A 20,213-nucleotide genomic window follows, 5' to 3' on the forward strand; every position below is an offset into this window, starting at 1 on the left:
GCTGTACGGAGTAAGAATCATACATGAAATGGAGGATTTTTATTTATGAAAAAGGTCGTTTTTATTGCATTGTTTTTATTAATCATAGGGATTATTGGTGCAGGAGCAATAACGGTTTTGGGAGGGGCGTTTAATGATACTGAAATCCATAAAAAAGAAACGGTAGCTAGTGAGAAAATTGATGACATTCAAGTAGAGGCTCCTGCAGCAGATGTTGAAATCGTTCCAACTGATTTGAAAGAAATTGAAGTTTCATTAGATGGAAGTGTTAGCAAAAATGTAGAAGATAAGTATAAATTTACGGTGAAGGAAACGAATAATAAGTTAAATGTTGAGTTTGTAACAGATGATAGTTTATTTGGACTGCAACTTGGAACAGTTACAGATGTTAAACTGCAAATTAAAATTCCGAAGAAAATGTATGAAAATATACAAGCTACAACATCATCTGGAGATGCTGTAGCAAGAGGATTAGAGACAAAGGAGTTAACGATGAAAACTTCATCGGGGGACCTATCTCTAATAGATTCCAAAATAAATAACAAATTAACAGCTACAACATCATCTGGAGATGCTGTAACAAGAGGGATAGAGGCAAGGGAGTTAACAATGAAAGCTTCATCGGGGGACCTATCTTTATTAGATTCCAAAATAGATGACAAATTAACAGCTAAAACGTCTAGTGGCGCTATTGAAAGTAAGAAAAATGACATTGAGATGGCCGATTTCAATACAAGTAGTGGGAAAATTCAAGTAGATGGTCTTCGTTCTAAAAATGTAGTATTTAAAACTTCATCGGGTAATATTGAATATAATGATAGTAATTTAAAGGGCGATGTAGAATGTAGTACATCAAGCGGGGATATTAGTATGAGATTTGAGACGCTACCCGATTCTTTAAAAGTGGATTTTGATGGAAGTTCTGGAAAAGCAGATGTAAACGTAGATGGTCTATCATATGAAGAAAAATCGAAGAATACATTAATTGGAGTAAAGGGATCAGGAGAAAATAATATTAAAGTGAGAACAAGTTCAGGTGACTTTAAATTACGATAGTTTATGCGTGAAAGTTCTTGTATTCTCAAAAAACATGTCCCACTACAAGTAGGGACACGTTTTTTTATCCTGCATTAATGGATAGTGAATTCTTCAATTACAGATGTAAGCAAGACAGAAGATAGGTCGGAGCATAACTGTTTGTAAAAAAACGATTGATTATATAGTCCTTTCAAGATTCAAAAATTCTTCTGTACTCATAACATCCGCATATACGTCATTTAAACTTGCCAAAATTGTATTGTGAATATACACAGCAGGAATCGTTGCATTTTTAAATATAAGATCTTTTGTTGCACACGCATCATGTACAACAGTACAACTAAAGCCAAAATCAAACGCAGCCCTTACTGTGGCATCAATACACATGTGAGTCATCATACCGCATATAATGACCTTTTCAATGTCAATTTGTTGCAATTGCTCCAGTAATGTTGTTTCTCGAAAACTATTTGGATAGTGTTTTAGAATGACTGTTTCATCTCGTAAAGGACGAACATTCTCATGAATATGGACACCTTCTGTATTAGGAAGGAAAAATGTAGCACTTTCTTTTGTAGATACATGCTGGATATGGAAAATTGGTTGATTTGTTTCTCGAAAATATTGAAGAAGTTGACTTGCATATTCGCTAGCTTCTACTGCACTACGTAGTTCCATCTTTCCGTTTGGAAAATAGTCGTTTTGAATATCGACGAGTAAAAGGGCTGTTTTCATATGTTCTATCGTCCTCCGTTTTCATTTTATCCCGCTATTCGTGGGCAGTAAGCCCCCCATCTCAAGATTCTGAGAAATGCAAAGAAGATAGATGGGGGATAACTGCCTGTAAAAGCCCTACTGATCAAAGTTTCACTTTATGTTATTCCATTAGAGACTAGTATTTTCCTTTTGGAAAGAGAAGTATATAAATACAAATTAAAAAAACGACATAAAACCCTTCTTTTTAGGTGGGAGAGAGCATCTGGCCATGCATAGAAGCGGTCAGATCCTCTTCCTGCCCAAACATATTGAAAACAAAGAGAGAAAACGAGTGCAGGTCACCTTTTGTTATCCATAGCCGCGGCTTATATGTTGAAAAATAAAAATGGATTTATATAGTAAGAAGAAATTTACGTAAAATGAAAATCTACTGCTGAGTAATGAAAATGTAACGTATTTTTCATTCGAACATCTTGATAAAAGAATAAATAACGTATTTTTCAAATATTTTTGTTGACTCTTTCTTTTCGGAGTTTTATAATAAATCTTAATTAAACGACAATTAAATCGATACACTCTTATCCAGAGAGGTGGAGGGACTGGCCCTTTGATACCTCAGCAACGGATTTTTTGAATACCGTGCTAATTCCAGCAAGCTAATAAGCTTGGAAGATGAGAAGATGTGAATGAGTATATAAGTGCTCTTCTTCTTATTTGTATTATGGATAAGAAGAAGAGCACTTTTTATTTTGCCTCAAGAACTGCTTCAAGTTGTTACAACACATGGGAGGGAAGAACATGATTTCATTTGAGAGCGTAAGTAAAGTGTATGAGTCAGGAGGTCAATCGGTTCATGCAGTAGACGATGTAACATTAACAGTGGAAAAGGGTGAGATTTTCGGCATTATTGGTTTTAGCGGTGCTGGGAAAAGTACACTGTTACGCTTAGTAAATATGCTAGAACGCCCAACATCGGGAACGATTTTAATTGATGAAAAAGATATCACGTCATTATCAACAAAAGAGCTACGTCAGCTAAGACAGCGAATCGGGATGATTTTCCAAGGTTTTAATTTATTCAAATCTAGAACAGTGTATGGAAATATTGCTTATCCACTGAGGTTAGCGAAGTTGTCAAAGAAAGAAATAAAAGAGCGCGTAAATGAGCTATTGAAGTTTGTCGGATTAGAAGATAAAGCTGACTACTATCCAGAACAATTATCAGGTGGACAGAAACAACGTGTAGGGATTGCAAGAGCACTTGCAACATCACCAGATATTCTCATTTGCGATGAAGCAACATCTGCTTTGGATCCAGAAACGACAACAGAAATTTTGAATCTATTAAAGAAGGTAAATCGAGAATATAATGTAACGATTCTTCTTATTACACACGAGATGCAGGTTGTGAAAGAAATTTGTCACCGCGTGGCCGTTATGGAAAAAGGGAAAGTAATTGAAGAAGGAATACTGTTCGATGTGTTTACAAAACCAAAAACAAAAATAACAAAAAACTTCGTGCGTTCTATTATTAACGATCACTTACCAGAAAGTGTCCTTGCTAAAATTCAAAATGGTGGATTGATCTATCGTTTAACATTTACTGGTGAGGCGACGGGACAGCCGGTGTTATCTTATATCGCGAAAAATTATAATGTTGATGTAAATGTACTCTATGGAAATATCATTGAATTACAAGGTGTTTTATTTGGAAATCTCCTCGTAGAACTAAAAGGGGAGCAAAAAGAAATTCAAAAAGTGCTACAACATCTACGATTACAAGTGCAACTGAAGGAGGTTGAAAGTCATGCGAGTTGATTGGAGTATATTTTGGCCCCGTATTTTAGATGCGACAGGGGATACACTCTTAATGGTAATTGTCACCCTTATATTCGCTATAATTCTGGGTATACCTCTAGGTTTGCTTTTATATGTGACGAGAAAAGGGAACTTTTTAGAAAATAAACTGGTCTTTTCTATTCTTAATATTATTATTAACACGATTCGTCCGGTACCATTTATCATCTTTTTAGTCGCTCTTAGTCCGTTGACACGTACTGTTATCGGAACGACAATCGGCACAGCCGCTGCTATCTTTCCGATGACGCTAGTAGCTTCTATTGGGATTGCAAGGATGGTAGAAACAAATTTGATTTCTGTTCCAAAAGGTATTATTGAGGCGGCACAAGCGATGGGGGCATCACCGCTGCGAATTGTTTTTGAGATTCTGGTTCCAGAAGCGTTAGCTCCATTAATTTTAGGTGTTACGTTTATGACAGTTGGTTTAATTGAATTTTCGGCAGTTGCTGGTCTTGTTGGCGGTGGCGGTCTGGGTGATTTGGCAATGACGTATGGTTATCAACGTTTTGATACTTCCGTTATGTTCGTGACAGTTGTATTACTTATTATTCTTGTACAAATTGCACAAAACTTAGGAAACTATTTTGCAAAGGTCTTTTTACACAGATCATAAAAGGAAAAGGGGAAAATGACATGAAAAAAATATTAGCATTTGTATTGTCAGCGATTGTGGGGATTTCACTTTTAAGTGGTTGCGGAGCTGATGCAAAAGAGAAAGTGGTTCGCGTCGGTGTAACAGGAACGGATGGAGATTCATGGAGTATTTTACAGAAGAAAGCTGAAAAAGAAGGAATTAAAATTAAGCTTGTGGAGTTCTCTGATTATACAACACCAAATAAAGCATTGGCTGACGGAGATATTGATTTGAACTCATTCCAACATATTGCTTTTTTAGAGCAATTTAAAAAAGAGCATAAGTTAGATATTACAGCAATTGGTACAACGCAAATTGCACCAATGGGATTGTTCTCTGAAAAATATAAGAAGCCAAGTGATATTCCAAATGGCTCAGAAATTGCAATTCCAAATGACCCAACAAACCAAGCGCGTGCATTAAAACTCCTTGATACAGCAGGATTATTAAAATTGAAAAAGGATTTTGGTCTGTTTGGTGACCCAAGTGGCATCGCTGAAAATCCGAAAGAGTTAAAAATTACACCGGTAATTGCACAGCAAACACCGCGTGTATTAAAAGACGTAGCAGCTTCTGTTATTAACAATGGTGTTGCGGGTCAAGCTGGTTTAAATCCAGCGAAGGATCCTATTTTCTTAGAAGATCCAAATAATGAGAATGCGAAGCCATATATTAATATCTTTGCAGCTCGCACGAAAGATAAAAACGATCCAACGCTCCAAAAAGTTATTGAATTGTATCATTCAGAAGAAGTGACAGAAGCCGTTAAAAAAGAAACAAAAGATGGTGCAATTTCAGTAGATCTTTCACTGGAAGAGTTAGAGAAAATCGTAAAATAATATTGAGTTAAACGAACTAACAGAAGGAACCCCTCCGCTGTTAGCTCGTTCAACATATATCATACCTAACAGACGATACCCTAATTTTGTACCTTCCAATTCTGTATAACATAGAATCTAATGTCTGTTAGGTAGAGTGAAAAAACCAGGAGTTTTCCTGGTTTTTTATTTGGTTAAGTAAAGAAACTAGCTGAAAATAAGGTAATCCAAATAATAATTGGATAGGAAAGTAAACTAAAAAACAGTGTAAGGGCCAATTTCCTTTTTTGAATTTTTACTAAGGAGAATAAGTAGAAGGAAAACAGTACAATTATAAATGCTGATATTGTCCCAGGATTGTAAGAACGGTAAATTAAAAGTAAAACAATATGTTGAACCGCGTTCAAGAAAATAGCTCCTTGTATGAAAATAATCCAGTAAATAGAAGATATAATTTGAAGTTGATATAGGATAATGAAGAGTAGAACAATGGCTGTTAATATACAAATCGCTATTATAAATTGATGATTACTTATGAAATTGATAGAGAATTGATTAGCAAGATACTGTGGCATTTGGTTAGCTTCTTCAAGATTGTGAATTAAAAAGAATAAGGGAATACACCAAATTATAATATCGGTGGCCATATTTTTACTTCTAGGTGTTTTAAACAAATGAATCATCTCCAATAGATGAATAGGTAGATAGTTGAAGGCATAGAAAGCCCGTAAGAAGAGGGCTCCCTATGTTATTAGAGTTATTCAATCGTAATGCTCTTTAAGTTACTTTCTGTAGACTGTGTTTTTTCTTCTATACAAGAAGAAAGCTCTTCTTGTAAAATGTTGATCACCTTTTTAGCTTGTTGCCCAATGGGAGTAGGTAATTCATGTATGATATACATCCCAACCTCAATCTTCGTCCGAATGATTTTTCGTAGTAAGTCTTCACGCATGTACAACACCTCCGAACCGAATGTTTAGTACATCCCCTTCAAATTTTGCACCTTGAATGGATAAATGCGTTAATGTTTTCGGTAATGTAATGTTTCGTTTGACAGAGCCAGCGCGAATGATGAGTTCATCACCTTTTTGATTTAAAGCTAGTTCATTTTTATCAGAGAATGGGATAGAAAGTACAAAAATGTACTCGTCTCCGTCCTTTGTTACATATTGCGTCCGTCCGTTAAATTTTACAGCAGTTGGATCGGGATCATTTTTGAACAAGGCATCTCCAACACGCTCCAGCATCGATAAACCGACGACTTCTTGCTCGAACATGGGTGCTTCATAAATAGGAAGTGGCTGAAAGCTATCTTGAATCAATGTTTTATATTTTTTTTGTGCATCTTTCCATGCTTGGAAGTAAGGATCGGTAACTGTATGAGGGATCACACGATTGATCATGACCGCATCAACGTTGTAATCATATAAATTTAAATACGTAAAACTGCGCTGTGCTTCTTTAATGACCATTTTTTCTGGATTTACAACAACGCGAATACTTGTTACTTCCCGGTTTGATAAAATATCTCTCATTTCACCGAGCTGTTCAAGTGTATTTGTTAGTTCACCCATTACATCATCGGTAGGAAGCGGGATTCCAAGAAGCGGCTGTGCAACAGGTCGCGCAATTTTTAATATTTTTCGTTTAATCGGGAATAGTTTTTCCATCCACCAGCCGAGCATATCAGGAAAACTTAACATGGCAAGTGTTTCTCCAGTTGGTGCACAGTCAATAATGATAACATCGTATGAGCTTTGTTTATAGTAATCTAATACACGCAGTAAGCTAATTAAATCTTCCATACCTGGGAACATTGTTAGTTCTTCGGTTGTAATATCGTCAGCAGCTTTTGAGGTGAATAGTAACGTAATATATTTTTGCAGCTTGCCCCAGCCTTTTTCCATTTCATAAATCGTATTAATTTCTTGTGCCCATAAGTTTTCGCGAATTTCTTGCGGTTCAGAAGATAGCTTAATGCCAAATGAATCTCCTAAACTATGTGCAGGATCTGTACTCATCACTAATGTTTTTAAACCTTGTTTTGCACTTTGGATTGCTGTTGCTGCTGAAATACTTGTTTTTCCTACGCCGCCTTTACCTGTGTATAAAATAATTCTCATATCCATATCCCCTTTGTTTCGATAGTCGAATATTACGGAAGTCGAAATATTTATTTGAATAAAAACCCGTAATGGGCTTTATTCAATCGGAATGTTTTTCATTTTAGGTGAGGGAAGCTTTTCTTCTTGCTTTTGTTGTGACGTAGCAATGTGATTCATAATCTTTTGGAAGATTTGCAGTAAAAATGCTTTTTCTTCTTCTGATAATGCTTCGGTCACAAGGTTAAAGTAATGAGCAGCATTTTGTTTCACTTCCTGGACAAGCTGTATTCCTGTTTCTGTTAGACGAATCAATACAATACGTCGATCACTTTCATTACGATAGCGCTCAATATACCCTTTTTTAACAAGGCGATTAACGACACCTGTCGTTGTACTCATTGGAATATCAAGAAGTTCCGTAATTTTAGTCATCGTAATGTCTGTATTTCGCTCCATCCATAGCAGGCAGAATACTTCTGTTTTCGAAAGTGATAAATCAAGGCTGACCCATTCTTCTGGATAGAAAAGCTTCCTAGCGTTATCTAGCAGTAAGTCTAAAAAATGTTCATATTGCAACAATTATTTCCACTCCCGTATATTTCGAGGTTCGTAATATTTATTTTATGTTTCAGTGTAATAAATGTCAAATATTATTTTTATTTTTCAAACTATATAAATCCATTTTGATTTTTCGACATATAGCCGCGGCTATGGATAACAAATGCACTCGTTTTCTCTCTTTGTTTTCATCACTTGGCATGGGGCAGGAAAAGGATCTGACCGCTTCTATGCATGGCCGGATGCTCTCTCCCACCTAAGAAGAAGGGTTTTATGTCTGCTTTTTAATTTATATTTATATATAAATTAAAAAGTTCTTTATAAAGAATTTCATATATGCTAGAGTAATAAAAAGAGAAGAGCATTTTACATAAAAATCCATAATAGAAATAGTAATATGCTCACCTATAATGGATTTACAGCTGATAAGGGGGAGAACAATGAGAAGGAGAAATACCCAAGCGTTCACATTTTTAGCATGGACTTCTTTTGTTTGTGCACTTTCCGGTATGTTAATTGGTATTTATACATTAGATGAAACACTTAGTGTAAAAGGATATTATTTAATCGGAACGTTATTTTTAACAATGTCTTGTTTTGTATTACAAAAAACAATTCGTGATAATGAGGAAGATAATGAACATCTTCCTAAAAAAGAACCAGTGGATAAATCATAAAATGATAGGAAAGGCACAAGCCTTTCTTTTTTTTGTGTAAAAATGCTGTAAGTACCGTGTGTTGACTTGCTTGAAGTACTGAAAATTTGGTATCATCAATAGTATTGTAGATTGAACGAAATATTATGGAGGTGGCCTAGCCGTGTCAAGAATTTCCGTTGAAAATGTAAAGCATGTTGCGCATTTAGCACGTCTTGCAATTACAGATCAAGAAGCAGAAAAATTCCAAAAGCAACTCGATGCAATTGTTACATTTGCTGAGCAGTTAAATGAATTAGATACAACAGGTGTTAAACCAACAACTCATGTATTAGATATGAAAAATATTATGCGTGAAGATGTACCAGAAAAAGGTTTACCAGTTGAAGAAGTATTAAAAAATGCACCGGATCACAAAGATAATCAAATCCGTGTTCCAGCAGTATTAGAATAGAGGAGGGAATTTCGATGTCATTATTTGATCATTCTATATCACAGTTACATAAGAAATTAAACAGCAAAGAAATTTCCGTTACGGATTTAGTAGAAGAATCTTACAAACGTATTGCTGATGTTGAAGACAATGTAAAAGCTTTTCTTACATTAGATGAAGAAAATGCGCGTGCAAAAGCGAAAGAGTTAGATGCGAAAATTGGTGCTGAAGATAATGGCTTACTATTCGGTATGCCAATCGGTGTAAAAGATAACATCGTAACAAATGGTCTTCGTACAACTTGTGCGAGCAAAATATTAGCAAATTTTGATCCGATTTATGATGCAACAGTTGTGCAAAAGCTAAAAGCTGCTGACACAATTACAATCGGTAAATTAAACATGGACGAGTTTGCGATGGGGTCTTCTAATGAAAACTCTGGATTCTATGCAACGAAAAACCCTTGGAACTTAGACTACGTACCGGGTGGATCTAGTGGTGGTTCTGCAGCAGCAGTAGCAGCAGGAGAAGTATTATTCTCATTAGGTTCTGATACTGGTGGTTCTATCCGCCAACCAGCTGCATATTGCGGCGTTGTTGGTTTAAAACCAACATACGGTCGTGTATCTCGCTTTGGTTTAGTTGCGTTCGCATCTTCTCTTGACCAAATCGGACCGATTACACGTACAGTAGAAGACAATGCATACTTATTACAAGCTATTTCAGGTGTTGATCGTATGGATACAACTTCTGCAAACATTGAAGTAGGCAACTACTTAGCTGGTTTAACAGGCGACGTTAAGGGCTTACGCATTGCTGTGCCAAAAGAATACTTAGGCGAAGGTGTTGGCGAAGAAGCTCGTGAATCCGTACTAGCGGCTTTAAAAGTGTTAGAAGGCATGGGAGCAACTTGGGAAGAAGTATCTCTTCCGCACTCTAAATATGCACTAGCAACTTACTACCTATTATCTTCTTCTGAAGCATCTGCTAACCTTTCGCGCTTTGATGGCGTTCGTTACGGCGTTCGTTCTGATAATGTGAATAACTTACTAGACCTTTACAAGAATACGCGTAGCGAAGGCTTCGGTGACGAAGTAAAACGCCGCATTATGCTTGGTACATTTGCACTTAGCTCTGGTTACTATGATGCATATTACAAAAAGGCACAACAAGTACGTACATTAATCAAAAACGACTTTGAAAATGTATTTGCAAACTATGACGTTATTATTGGACCAACAACGCCAACTCCAGCATTTAAAGTGGGCGAAAAAGTGGACGATCCAATGACAATGTATGCAAACGACATTTTAACAATTCCAGTAAACTTAGCGGGTGTTCCAGCGATTTCTGTTCCATGTGGATTCGGTGCAAACAACATGCCACTTGGTTTACAAATTATCGGTAAACATTTCGATGAAGCTACAATTTATCGCGTTGCACATGCGTTCGAGCAAGCAACAGATTATCATACAAAAAAGGCAAGTTTGTAAGGAGGCGAGCATAGATGAATTTAGAAACAATTATTGGTTTAGAGGTTCACGTTGAGTTAAAAACAAACTCTAAAATTTTCTCTGCAAGTCCAACAGAATTCGGAGCGGCTCCAAATACACAAACAAGTGTAATTGATTTAGGATACCCTGGGGTGCTTCCAACTCTAAATAAAGAAGCAGTAAACTTTGCGATGAAAGCAGCAATGGCATTAAACTGTGAAATCGCGACAGAAACAAAGTTTGACCGTAAAAACTATTTCTATCCAGATAACCCGAAAGCGTACCAAATTTCCCAATATGATAAGCCAATTGGAGAAAATGGTTGGATTGAAATCGAAGTAGACGGCAAAAAGAAACGTATCGGTATTACACGTCTTCACTTAGAAGAAGATGCAGGTAAATCTACGCATACAGACGAAGGCTACTCATTAGTAGACTACAACCGTCAAGGTATGCCGTTAATCGAAATCGTATCTGAGCCAGATATGCGTACACCAGAAGAAGCATATGCATACTTAGAAAAATTAAAATCAATCATTCAATATACAGGCGTATCTGACTGTAAGATGGAAGAAGGTTCTCTTCGTTGTGATGCGAACATTTCCCTTCGTCCTGTTGGAAGAGAGAAATTCGGTACAAAAGCAGAACTGAAAAACTTAAACTCTTTCGCTTACGTACAAAAAGGTCTTGAGCACGAACAAGTGCGTCAAGAAAAAGAACTATTATCTGGTGGTATTATCCAACAAGAAACACGCCGTTATGATGAAGCAACGAAGAAAACAATCTTAATGCGTGTGAAAGAAGGATCTGACGATTACCGTTACTTCCCAGAGCCAGACTTAGTTGAACTTTACATCGATGATGAGTGGAAAGAACGTATTCGTGCTTCTATTCCTGAGCTTCCAGATGCTCGTAAAGTACGCTACGTTGAAGAGCTTGGGTTACCAGCTTACGATGCGCACGTATTAACATTAACGAAAGAGATGTCTGATTTCTTTGAAGCAACAGTTGCAAATGGTGCAGATGCGAAATTAACATCAAACTGGTTAATGGGTGAAGTACTAGCATACTTAAATAAACAACAAAAAGAATTAAAAGACGTGGCATTAACGCCAGCTAGCTTAGCAAAAATGGTTCAATTAATTGAAAAAGGTACAATTTCGTCTAAAATTGCAAAAAAAGTATTTAACGAATTAATTGAAAAAGGCGGAGAGCCAGAAGAAATCGTAAAAGCAAAAGGTCTTGTTCAAATTTCTGATGAAGGCACACTTCGTAAGATCGTAACAGACATTCTTGATAATAACGAACAATCTATTGAAGACTTCAAAAACGGTAAAGACCGTGCAATTGGCTTCTTAGTTGGTCAAATCATGAAAGCAACAAAAGGACAAGCAAACCCGCCACTTGTTAACAAAATCTTATTAGAAGAAATTAATAAGCGATAAAAAAGAAAAGTGGAAGCGGCTCGTTTAGAATAGGAGGGCATTGGAGCTTCTGACAGAGAGGCGCTCTTTGCCTCGTAGGAAGAAGTGAAATGACCGAGTATTCTAGCCGCTGGAACTGGACAAAAACGAAAAGCGGAGCTAGCTCGATTAGAACTATCAAACATCAAAGATTAAACAGAAAAAACACCCATATTTGGGTGTTTTTTCTGAATTAAACAAACGTTTAATTAATGGCTGTTTAATCAAACGTTTGTTTAACTGACAAATGTGCAAAAATGTTTATATAGCAACTATGGTATGATAGTTGCAAAAAGGTGGGAATAATGATAAATCTAGACATAGAGAGTTTTTCATCTCATGTAGGAATAGGGAATCAGTATTTAATAGATCCGTTTTTTTTTATGAAAGAGATAGAATGAAATAGAACGCATTATGAATCATGGAACGTCATATATTTCTTGGTAACATAAAGTGAAACTTCCATCAGTGGGAGGTTCCTTATCCGGAAATGATGGTTAGCCCTCATTAATTGGGCTTTTACTGCCCGCTAGAGCGGGATAAAAGAAGGATATGGAGATGAGAGGAGGTAGGCATAGGAATACTTGGATAAAGGTTCGGTATATTCTTTTTCTTTGAGGATGAATGAGAGTTTTCCTGTGCTAACGAATTATGAAGCGAGCGAGAATAATTTATAATCCTACTTCTGGTCGTGAGTTATTTAAAAAAAGTTTACCAGAAGTACTGCAAAAATTAGAACAAGCTGGATACGAAGCGTCATGTCACGCGACAACTGGTCCTGGAGATGCGACCGTAGCGGCGAGGCAAGCTGCGGATCGTAAGTTTGACGTTGTGATTGCAGCAGGTGGTGATGGGACGCTAAATGAAGTTGTAAATGGTTTAGTAGGACATGAGCATCGTCCGAAGTTCGGTATTATTCCAGTTGGTACAACAAATGATTTTGCACGTGCAATTGGTGTGCCGCGTTCCATTGAAGATGCAGCTGATATTATTTGTGCGGGTCAAACAGTTCCGCTTGATCTTGGGAGAGCGAACGATACATACTTCATCAACATCGCTGGAGGCGGCCGTATTACAGAATTAACATATGAAGTGCCAAGTAAGCTAAAAACGGTACTTGGACAGCTTGCATACTATTTAAAAGGGATTGAAATGCTGCCATCACTACATCCGACATATGTTGAAATTGAGTATGATGGAAAGTTATTGCAAGAAGAGATTACGATGTTTTTAATTACGAATACGCGCTCTGTTGGTGGTTTTGAAAAAGTTGCACCATATGCGTCGATTAACGATGGTTTATTTGATTTATTAGTGCTGAAAAAAGGTTCCATTGCTGATTTAATTAAAGCAGCAACACAAGCACAGCGCGGTGAGCATATTAATAATCCAAAAGTATTATATACACAGGCGAATCGCATTAAAGTTCATTCGCCAGATAAATTGATGATTAACCTCGATGGTGAATACGGCGGAGATGCACCGATGGAGTTTGAAAACATATACCACTGTCTTGAGTTGTTCGTTCCAGAACGAGAACATGACGAGGATGCCTTATAAGGCATCCTTTTTTTATTGCGTGCTATCTCACGATTTTGTACCAACAGAACTATTTTTAAAGCAATAACAATTAGAATCCTTTTTTGATTGTATTGTAGCTTCAGATACATTTCTAGCACAAAAACCGGATAAACAAATTGTAGAAGCATTCTGTGAGAGGTTTAGGCTCTTGATCCGTGTGAAATAGCGGTGATTGGAGATACGCCGACAAATTTGTATTTAGCAAAAAATAGTGATGTGCGGTATGCGATTGGGGTTCTTTCTGGAACTAGCGATCGTCAAACGTTAGCCCCATTTGCTGATATCGTATTAGATTCTGTGGCTAATTTGATTTCTGAATCCGGTGAGTTTATTTGGGAGCAAGAGGAGTCTACTATGTAAGTAAAAATAAGTCTATACGGACTCATGGTAAGTCTGTATAGACTTATTTTTTATGTCGTAATTCTCAACAGATTAGAGTGTTATCGTATTTATAAGTTGGCATGCATTTTGCAATATAAATAGAAAATCATAGAAAAGGATGGAAGATACGATGAATACAAAATTTGCTAAAGTAAATGAACAAATTCCAGGACCAAAAGCGGCCTCTTTATTTGAGCGCCGTCAAAATATCGTTCCAAGAGGAGTTAGCAATGGCATTCAAACATTCGTACAGTCAGCTGATGGCGCACTTGTGACAGATGTAGATGGAAATCAATTTATTGATTTCGCTGGAGCAATTGGAACAATTAATGTTGGACATTGTCACCCTGCTGTTACAGAAGCGCTCCATAAACAAGTAGATCAATATATTCATACTGGTTTTAATGTAATGATGTATGAACCATATATTGAACTAGCAGAGAAGCTCGCAGCTTTAGCACCTGGAGAGTTTGATAAGCAAGTACTATTTCTAAATAGCGGTGCAGAAGCAGTTGAAAATGCAGTGAAAATCGCTCGTAAATATACGAAACGACCTGGTATTATTGCTTTTTCAAAAGGGTTTCATGGCCGTACATTGATGACAATGACGATGACAAGTAAAGTAAAGCCTTATAAATATGGATTTGGCCCATTTGCACCAGAAGTATACAAAGCGCCATTCCCATATGAATATCGTCGTCCAGAAGGGCTAACAGAAGAACAATACGATAACTTTATTATTGAAGAATTTAAGAGCTTTTTAATATCAGAAGTTGCGCCAGAAAGCATAGCGGCTGTTGTAATGGAACCCGTTCAAGGTGAAGGTGGTTTTATTGTTCCAAGTAAAAAATTTGTACAGGAAGTACGTCGTCTTTGCTCTGAACATGGCATTTTATTCGTCGCTGATGAAATTCAAACTGGCTTTAGCCGTACAGGAAAATATTTTGCGATTGAACATTATGATGTGGTTCCAGATTTAATTACTGTATCGAAATCATTAGGAGCAGGAGTGCCGATTAGTGGCGTAATTGGTCGCAAAGAAGTTATGAATGAATCCGCTCCAGGTGAGTTAGGCGGAACATATGCTGGAAGTCCATTAGGCTGTAGTGCGGCATTAGCTGTTCTTGATGTAATCGAGAAAGAAAAATTAAATGAACGAGCTGTACAGATAGGAAAAGTCGTTATGAATCGATTTGAAGAAATGAAGAAAACATATAACTGTATTGGTGATGTTCGTGGTTTAGGAGCAATGTGTGCATTTGAACTTGTTAAAGATCGTACAACGAAAGAGCCAGATAAAGTATTGACAGCAAACTTATGTGCAGAAGCAAATAAACGAGGCTTACTCCTTTTATCTGCAGGAACGTATGGGAATGTAGTTCGCGTTTTAATGCCACTGGTTATTACTGATGAACAATTAGAAGAAGGACTGACAATTATTGAGGATTCTCTTCAAGCTTGTTATGAGCAAGCTGATATAGCTCGGGTGTAAATCATGTAATATATTAAAATCTTGTTTGCGACCATTCTAGTTTTCTCTGGTTGATTCGAAAAGAGGGCGAATCATTAAAGTGAATGAATAAAATCCCCACGAATGGAAGTTTCACTTTATAATAAGGATAAATGTAAACGGTGTAGTAAAGTGAAACAATGGACTTGAAAAACTTTCATACTTCGGGGAGTGGCTAGAATGGTTACAGAAAAGGAACGAGCGCTTATGGATTTAAGAGATGTATTTGAGTATGCGTTTGATGAAATTTTTGTTACGGATGAGCAAGGTATTGTAGTTCGTGTAAATAGTACGTGTGAAAGACACTATCAACTACCGGCTGAGAAATTGATTGGTAGACATGTAAAGGATCTGCAAAAGGAAGGTATTTTTTATCCATCTGCGACATTGGAAGTTATTGAGAAGCAGAAGCCGATTGAACTTGTTCAAACAACAAAATCAGGAGAATATTTGCATGTCCGTACAAGACCAGTGTTTGATGAACAAGGAAACTTGCGACGAGTCATTAGCTATTCACGTGATTTAACGGAACTTTATCAATTACGAAAAAAAGTAGAAGAGATGGATGACCAGTTAAAAACGTATAAAAAAGAATTGCGAGAAACATATGAGCACGAAGGTCTTATTTTTAAAAGCGTAGCTATGCAAAAAATAGTCAAAACAATCAAAAAAGTATCCGTGGTAGATAGTACGGTTCTTGTCTTAGGAGAGACGGGAGTAGGGAAAAGTAGATTAGTGCGTCATTTGCATGAAGTGAGTCATCGTAAAAATGAGATGTTTTATGAGATAAATTGTGCAGCCTTGCCAACAAATTTAATTGAATCAGAGTTATTTGGGTATGCAGGCGGTACATTTACAGGGGCAAATCGTGAAGGAAAAAAAGGGATTTTGGAACTAGCTCATAAAGGAACTCTTTTTTTAGATGAAATTGGTGAAATGCCGCTTGAAATTCAAGCGAAGCTTTTACAAGTGTTACAGGAAAAAACATTTCGCCCGGTAGGAGGAAGAGAGTTAAAACAAGTAGATGTTCGTATTGTTGCAGCAACGAATCGGGATTTAGCGGAAATGGTGAAACAAGGAACATTTCGAAAAGATTTATACTATCGGCTAAATGTTATACCGATTCATATTCCGCCATTACGTGAAAGAACGGAAGATATTTTACCTTTAGTTTATCATTACTTGGATCATTCTAATGAAAGATATGGGCGTAATGTGAAATTATCCCCGGGTGTATTACAAGTGTTTGTAGGATGCCCTTGGGAAGGAAATAATAGGGAAATAGAAAATGTGATAGAACGGATTGTTATTACCGCGGATGACCTTGTTACAACAGAAGATTTACCATTGTCTATGCAAAAATCTACAATCGAACAATCCGGTAAAAGTCTTTATGAAATGTTAGAAGAAGTGGAAGGAAATATCATTCTTAAAGCGTACAAAACACATGGATCGAGTTATAAAGTAGCAGAGTCTTTAAAAATAAGTCAATCAGCAGCGACTAGGAAAATTAAGAAGTTTATAGGGGAGGAAGAAAACATTGGATAAGAAAGCAGCGTATATTAATTTAGATCAGAAGGCGATGTATATAAACGGGGAATGGATTCAACTGCAGGAACAAATTGAAATTAATAATCCGGCGACACAAGAAGTTTTTGCGGCCGTTCCGAAAGGTGGAGTAACTGAGGCGAAGCAAGCAGTGGATGCTGCGTACGAAGCTTTTAAAAGTTGGTCAAAGTTAACGGCAGCTGATCGTGCCCAAAAGTTGAGAAAGTGGTTTACATTAATTGATGAGAATAAAGAAGAAATTGCAGCGATTATGACGAAAGAGCAAGGAAAGCCATTTGCAGAAGCGCTTGGCGAAGTGAATTATGCAAATAGCTTTGTAGAATGGTATGCGGAGGAAGGAAAAAGAGTATACGGTGAAATGATTCCAGCTTCTCATCCGGACAAGCGCATTCTTGTAACGAAGCAGCCTGTTGGTGTTATCGCGGCTATTACACCGTGGAATTTTCCAGCTGCTATGATTACGAGAAAAGTAGCACCAGCACTAGCAGCAGGTTGTACAGCAGTCGTGAAGCCTGCAAGTCAAACACCGCTAACAGCGTTAAAGCTAGCAGAACTTGCACATGAAGCTGAAATTCCAAAAGGTGTTTTGAACATTGTAACGGGTAGTGCAAAAGCAATCGCTGATACGTGGATGAACGATGGGCGCGTGAGAAAGGTTTCTTTTACAGGATCAACTGAAATTGGGAAAGAATTAATGTGCGGTGCTGCGAAAACAATGAAAAAAGTTTCACTTGAACTAGGTGGGCATGCTCCATTTATCGTAATGAACGATGCAGATTTAGATAAAGCTGTAGAAGCAGTGATCGGCTCAAAATTCCGTAACGCTGGGCAAACATGTATATGTACAAACCGAGTGTTTGTTCAAGAAGCAGTGTATGACAGATTTGTAGAGAAGTTTCAAAAAGCTGTAGGCGAGCTTAAGGTAGGGGACGGATTTGGAGAAGGAACGACTGTAGGGCCACTTATTGATGGAGCTGCTGTTGAAAAAGTGCAGGAACATATAGAAGATGCCATCCAAAAAGGTGGAGAATTACTTTACGGAGGACAAAAAATCGCAGAGTTGAATGGTCACTTTATTCAGCCGACTGTAATTGGCGGTGCCAATGATACGATGTTATGCATGAATGAGGAAACATTTGGACCTGTTGCACCTGTCGCAAAATTTGAAACCGCTGAAGAAGTAATTGAACGTGCTAATAATACGCCGTACGGTTTAGCGGCATATGTATTTACAAAAGACATTAGCCAAGCATTTCAAATTAGCGAAGCATTAGAATACGGCATTATCGGTTTAAATGATGGTCTTCCATCTGTTGCACAAGCCCCATTTGGTGGGTATAAAGAAAGTGGCATTGGCCGTGAAGGTGGTCACTTTGGAATTGAGGAGTATTTAGAAATTAAATATATTTCGTTAGGATTGTGAAAAGAAGTAACTATATAAATGCAAATTAAAAACCCTTCTCTTTAGGTGGGAGAGAGCATCCGGCCATGCATAGAAGCGGTCAGATCCTTTTCCTCCCCCATGCTAAGTGAAAACAAAGAGAGAAAACGAGTGTAGGTCAGCTTTTGTTATCCATAGCCGCGGCTTATATGTTGAAAAATCAAAATGGATTTATCTAAGTTACAAGCAGATGTTATTTCGAATGAAGGAAATCTTGTTTGGGATAAAAAGAACATAGTATACTAGAATTCCAAATGATGAAAAATAAGGAGTTCTATATGGTCTATTGGTTATTACTACTTGTAACGATTGTATTTGAAGTAGCTGGAACAGTCGCAATGAAATTATCAAATGGCTTAACAAAGCTTGTTCCGAGTGTTCTTATTTTTGTATGTTACGGTATTTGTTTTAGCATATTTGCAGTGGTTGTAAAGAAGATTCATTTAAGTATTGCATATGCAATCTGGTCCGGTTTAGGGACATTATTTATTACAATTATTAGCGTATACTTTTTTAAAGAGCATATTAGCTTATTTCAAGCGTTCTGTATCCTTTGCATTGTTCTTGGTGTAATTGGATTGAAAGTATCATCAGCATCATAAAATAAAATGGCTACCTTCCTGAGAAGGTAGCCATTTCGTTTTCTTATTAAAATGCCCAGTTACCTTTACGGAAAATTGGCTCATGTGTTCCGTCGGCTGTAACACCATCAATGTCCAATGCTTCATTACCGATCATGAAATCTACATGTGTAATACTAGCGTTCGCTCCATTTTCAGCAAGCTCTTCTTTTGTCATTGTTTTCCCGCCATCTAAGTTAAATGCATAGGCATTTCCAATTGCTAAATGACAAGATGCATTTTCATCAAACAATGTATTGTAGAACAAAATGTTTGTGTTAGAAATTGGTGAATCGTGAGGGACTAATGCAACTTCTCCTAAGAAGTGCGATCCTTCATCTGTTTCTACTAAGTGTTTTAAAGTTTCTGCTCCAACTTCAGCTTTATAATCGACAATGCGTCCGTTTTCGAATGTAAGTGTAAATTTATCAATTACATTACCTGCAAATACTAGAGGTTTCGAACTTGATACATAACCACTTACGCCTGTTTTTAATGGCATTGTAAATACTTCTTCTGTTGGAATATTAGCCATGAACGGTACATTCTTTTCATTCAAGCTACCAGCACCAGCCCATATGTGTTTTTCGGGAAGTTCAATTGTTAAATCTGTTCCAGGGGCTGTATAGTGAAGAGCTTTATAACGTTTTTCATTTAAGTAGTCTACCTTTGTATGTAGTGTTGCATCATGTTCTTTCCATGCTTCTACAGGGTTTTCTAAGTCAGCACGAGTCGCTTGGAAAATAGCATCCCATAGTTTTTCTACTTGCTCATCAGGAGCGGCGTCAGGGAACACTTTTGCTGCCCACTCTTTCGTAGGAACAGAGATAACGCACCAGCTAACTTTATCTGCTTGCACATAATCACGGTACACTTTCATCGCTTCGCCAGCAACTTTCTGAGCAGCGGCAATATGTTTAGAGTCTACACCTTTTAATAAATCTGGATTTTCTGCGTAAATTGATAGGAAGGCAGCACCTTCTTTTGCTAATTCTTCACGTGCATGAGCTTTCCAAGCAGGAAATTCAGAAAATGCTTCTTCAGGAGCTAAATCAAACTTTAAACGTGTTAATGTTTCATCGTTCCAATCTACATAAACATGTTTCGCGCCTGACTTATATGCTTTTTCTGTAACAAGGCGTACAAATGGAGCAGCTTCAAGTGGAGCGTTAATAGATAGTGTTTGCCCTGGTTGAATATTGACACCGACATTCACTGCAAGAGCAGCATATTTTTCTAACGTTTGTTCAAATGACATAGGTATAATCTCCTTTATTTGAAAAATTTATCCCGCAGCAACGGGCGGTAATACTTCTAGCTCAAAGTTTCACTTTAT

Annotated in this window: 19 protein-coding genes, 1 pseudogene and 1 riboswitch; of the genes and pseudogenes, 14 read left to right on the forward strand and 6 right to left on the reverse strand. The window is 37.2% G+C overall.

Annotation, left to right across the window (positions count from 1 at the left end):
* Positions 1 to 45 precede the first annotated feature (45 nt).
* A complete protein-coding gene (locus QRE67_RS01960; protein WP_286123297.1) occupies positions 46 to 1,056 on the forward strand; it encodes a DUF4097 family beta strand repeat-containing protein in 1,011 nt (336 codons plus the stop codon).
* Between the two features lie 159 nt (positions 1,057 to 1,215).
* Here QRE67_RS01960 and QRE67_RS01965 read toward each other — a convergent pair whose 3' ends face one another.
* Complete coding sequence (locus QRE67_RS01965) at positions 1,216 to 1,773, reverse strand: cysteine hydrolase family protein (RefSeq protein ID WP_286123298.1); 558 nt, start codon at positions 1,771 to 1,773, stop codon at positions 1,216 to 1,218.
* A gap of 557 nt (positions 1,774 to 2,330) precedes the next feature.
* A riboswitch (SAM riboswitch) is annotated at positions 2,331 to 2,434 on the forward strand.
* A 119-nt stretch (positions 2,435 to 2,553) separates the two neighbouring features.
* On the opposite strand from QRE67_RS01965, the gene QRE67_RS01970 reads away from it, so the two are divergent.
* Genes QRE67_RS01970 through QRE67_RS01980 form a run of 3 tightly spaced genes read left to right on the forward strand, consistent with a single transcriptional unit; the run spans position 2,554 to position 5,088 of the window.
* The gene (locus QRE67_RS01970; RefSeq protein ID WP_286123299.1) at positions 2,554 to 3,573 is read left to right on the forward strand and encodes a methionine ABC transporter ATP-binding protein; all 1,020 of its coding nucleotides are present in this window, start codon (positions 2,554 to 2,556) and stop codon (positions 3,571 to 3,573) included.
* Complete coding sequence (locus QRE67_RS01975; RefSeq protein ID WP_286123300.1) at positions 3,563 to 4,228, forward strand: methionine ABC transporter permease; 666 nt, start codon at positions 3,563 to 3,565, stop codon at positions 4,226 to 4,228. The genes QRE67_RS01970 and QRE67_RS01975 overlap by 11 nt, the downstream gene beginning before the upstream one ends.
* A gap of 20 nt (positions 4,229 to 4,248) precedes the next feature.
* Positions 4,249 to 5,088 carry a MetQ/NlpA family ABC transporter substrate-binding protein gene (locus QRE67_RS01980; protein ID WP_286123301.1) on the forward strand — a complete coding sequence of 280 codons (840 nt, stop codon included), beginning with the start codon at positions 4,249 to 4,251 and terminating at the stop codon, positions 5,086 to 5,088.
* A 173-nt stretch (positions 5,089 to 5,261) separates the two neighbouring features.
* Here QRE67_RS01980 and QRE67_RS01985 read toward each other — a convergent pair whose 3' ends face one another.
* The 4 genes from QRE67_RS01985 to QRE67_RS02000 form a co-directional block, all read right to left on the reverse strand.
* Complete coding sequence (locus tag QRE67_RS01985) at positions 5,262 to 5,750, reverse strand: HXXEE domain-containing protein (RefSeq protein ID WP_483298660.1); 489 nt, start codon at positions 5,748 to 5,750, stop codon at positions 5,262 to 5,264.
* A gap of 74 nt (positions 5,751 to 5,824) precedes the next feature.
* Positions 5,825 to 6,019 carry a DUF3926 domain-containing protein gene (locus tag QRE67_RS01990; RefSeq protein WP_286123303.1) on the reverse strand — a complete coding sequence of 65 codons (195 nt, stop codon included), beginning with the start codon at positions 6,017 to 6,019 and terminating at the stop codon, positions 5,825 to 5,827.
* Positions 6,012 to 7,190 carry an ArsA family ATPase gene (locus QRE67_RS01995; protein ID WP_286123305.1) on the reverse strand — a complete coding sequence of 393 codons (1,179 nt, stop codon included), beginning with the start codon at positions 7,188 to 7,190 and terminating at the stop codon, positions 6,012 to 6,014. The genes QRE67_RS01990 and QRE67_RS01995 overlap by 8 nt, the downstream gene beginning before the upstream one ends.
* Positions 7,191 to 7,268: 78 nt before the next feature.
* Positions 7,269 to 7,751 (reverse strand): MarR family winged helix-turn-helix transcriptional regulator, encoded by a 483-nt coding sequence (locus tag QRE67_RS02000; RefSeq protein WP_286123306.1) that lies wholly within the window; start codon positions 7,749 to 7,751, stop codon positions 7,269 to 7,271.
* A 419-nt stretch (positions 7,752 to 8,170) separates the two neighbouring features.
* Between QRE67_RS02000 and QRE67_RS02005 the strand changes: the two genes are divergently transcribed.
* From QRE67_RS02005 to QRE67_RS02050, 10 genes and pseudogenes are all read left to right on the forward strand, one after another.
* Entirely contained in the window at positions 8,171 to 8,407 is a 237-nt protein-coding gene (locus tag QRE67_RS02005) for a YiaA/YiaB family inner membrane protein (RefSeq protein ID WP_286123307.1), read from the forward strand.
* Between the two features lie 142 nt (positions 8,408 to 8,549).
* Positions 8,550 to 8,840, forward strand: a complete 291-nt coding sequence (gene gatC, locus QRE67_RS02010) for an Asp-tRNA(Asn)/Glu-tRNA(Gln) amidotransferase subunit GatC (RefSeq protein ID WP_003194647.1) — start codon at positions 8,550 to 8,552, stop codon at positions 8,838 to 8,840.
* Positions 8,841 to 8,854: 14 nt separating this feature from the next.
* Positions 8,855 to 10,312 (forward strand): Asp-tRNA(Asn)/Glu-tRNA(Gln) amidotransferase subunit GatA, encoded by a 1,458-nt coding sequence (gene gatA / locus QRE67_RS02015; RefSeq protein ID WP_286123308.1) that lies wholly within the window; start codon positions 8,855 to 8,857, stop codon positions 10,310 to 10,312.
* A gap of 14 nt (positions 10,313 to 10,326) precedes the next feature.
* Positions 10,327 to 11,757 (forward strand): Asp-tRNA(Asn)/Glu-tRNA(Gln) amidotransferase subunit GatB, encoded by a 1,431-nt coding sequence (gatB, locus tag QRE67_RS02020; protein WP_286123309.1) that lies wholly within the window; start codon positions 10,327 to 10,329, stop codon positions 11,755 to 11,757.
* 666 nt (positions 11,758 to 12,423) lie between these two features.
* Positions 12,424 to 13,335, forward strand: a complete 912-nt coding sequence (locus QRE67_RS02025) for a diacylglycerol kinase (RefSeq protein WP_286125170.1) — start codon at positions 12,424 to 12,426, stop codon at positions 13,333 to 13,335.
* A 19-nt stretch (positions 13,336 to 13,354) separates the two neighbouring features.
* Positions 13,355 to 13,716, forward strand: a pseudogene (locus QRE67_RS02030) (HAD family hydrolase); the annotation flags it as partial.
* Between the two features lie 151 nt (positions 13,717 to 13,867).
* Positions 13,868 to 15,229, forward strand: a complete 1,362-nt coding sequence (gene gabT, locus QRE67_RS02035; RefSeq protein WP_286123310.1) for a 4-aminobutyrate--2-oxoglutarate transaminase — start codon at positions 13,868 to 13,870, stop codon at positions 15,227 to 15,229.
* A 198-nt stretch (positions 15,230 to 15,427) separates the two neighbouring features.
* Positions 15,428 to 16,795: a sigma-54 interaction domain-containing protein gene (locus QRE67_RS02040; protein ID WP_286123312.1), complete on the forward strand. Its 1,368-nt coding sequence runs from the start codon at positions 15,428 to 15,430 to the stop codon at positions 16,793 to 16,795.
* Entirely contained in the window at positions 16,788 to 18,239 is a 1,452-nt protein-coding gene (locus QRE67_RS02045) for an NAD-dependent succinate-semialdehyde dehydrogenase (protein WP_286123313.1), read from the forward strand. The genes QRE67_RS02040 and QRE67_RS02045 overlap by 8 nt, the downstream gene beginning before the upstream one ends.
* A 296-nt stretch (positions 18,240 to 18,535) precedes the next feature.
* Positions 18,536 to 18,859, forward strand: coding sequence for a DMT family transporter (locus QRE67_RS02050; protein WP_286123314.1), 324 nt, complete (start codon positions 18,536 to 18,538; stop codon positions 18,857 to 18,859).
* 46 nt (positions 18,860 to 18,905) lie between these two features.
* Here QRE67_RS02050 and QRE67_RS02055 read toward each other — a convergent pair whose 3' ends face one another.
* Positions 18,906 to 20,135, reverse strand: a complete 1,230-nt coding sequence (locus QRE67_RS02055; RefSeq protein WP_286123315.1) for an aminopeptidase — start codon at positions 20,133 to 20,135, stop codon at positions 18,906 to 18,908.
* Positions 20,136 to 20,213: the final 78 nt, after the last annotated feature.

The organism is Bacillus sp. DX3.1 (assembly GCF_030292155.1).
Classification (GTDB): Bacteria; Bacillota; Bacilli; order Bacillales; family Bacillaceae_G; genus Bacillus_A.

Coding starts and splice junctions, on each gene's coding strand:
- QRE67_RS01960 (WP_286123297.1), top strand. CDS start 46: ATGAAAAAGGTCGTTTTTATTGCATTGTTTTTATTAATCATAGGGATT.
- QRE67_RS01965 (WP_286123298.1), bottom strand. CDS start 1,773: ATGAAAACAGCCCTTTTACTCGTCGATATTCAAAACGACTATTTTCCA.
- QRE67_RS01970 (WP_286123299.1), top strand. CDS start 2,554: ATGATTTCATTTGAGAGCGTAAGTAAAGTGTATGAGTCAGGAGGTCAA.
- QRE67_RS01975 (WP_286123300.1), top strand. CDS start 3,563: ATGCGAGTTGATTGGAGTATATTTTGGCCCCGTATTTTAGATGCGACA.
- QRE67_RS01980 (WP_286123301.1), top strand. CDS start 4,249: ATGAAAAAAATATTAGCATTTGTATTGTCAGCGATTGTGGGGATTTCA.
- QRE67_RS01985 (WP_483298660.1), bottom strand. CDS start 5,750: ATGATTCATTTGTTTAAAACACCTAGAAGTAAAAATATGGCCACCGAT.
- QRE67_RS01990 (WP_286123303.1), bottom strand. CDS start 6,019: ATGCGTGAAGACTTACTACGAAAAATCATTCGGACGAAGATTGAGGTT.
- QRE67_RS01995 (WP_286123305.1), bottom strand. CDS start 7,190: ATGAGAATTATTTTATACACAGGTAAAGGCGGCGTAGGAAAAACAAGT.
- QRE67_RS02005 (WP_286123307.1), top strand. CDS start 8,171: ATGAGAAGGAGAAATACCCAAGCGTTCACATTTTTAGCATGGACTTCT.
- gatA (WP_286123308.1), top strand. CDS start 8,855: ATGTCATTATTTGATCATTCTATATCACAGTTACATAAGAAATTAAAC.
- gatB (WP_286123309.1), top strand. CDS start 10,327: ATGAATTTAGAAACAATTATTGGTTTAGAGGTTCACGTTGAGTTAAAA.
- gabT (WP_286123310.1), top strand. CDS start 13,868: ATGAATACAAAATTTGCTAAAGTAAATGAACAAATTCCAGGACCAAAA.
- QRE67_RS02040 (WP_286123312.1), top strand. CDS start 15,428: ATGGTTACAGAAAAGGAACGAGCGCTTATGGATTTAAGAGATGTATTT.
- QRE67_RS02050 (WP_286123314.1), top strand. CDS start 18,536: ATGGTCTATTGGTTATTACTACTTGTAACGATTGTATTTGAAGTAGCT.
- QRE67_RS02055 (WP_286123315.1), bottom strand. CDS start 20,135: ATGTCATTTGAACAAACGTTAGAAAAATATGCTGCTCTTGCAGTGAAT.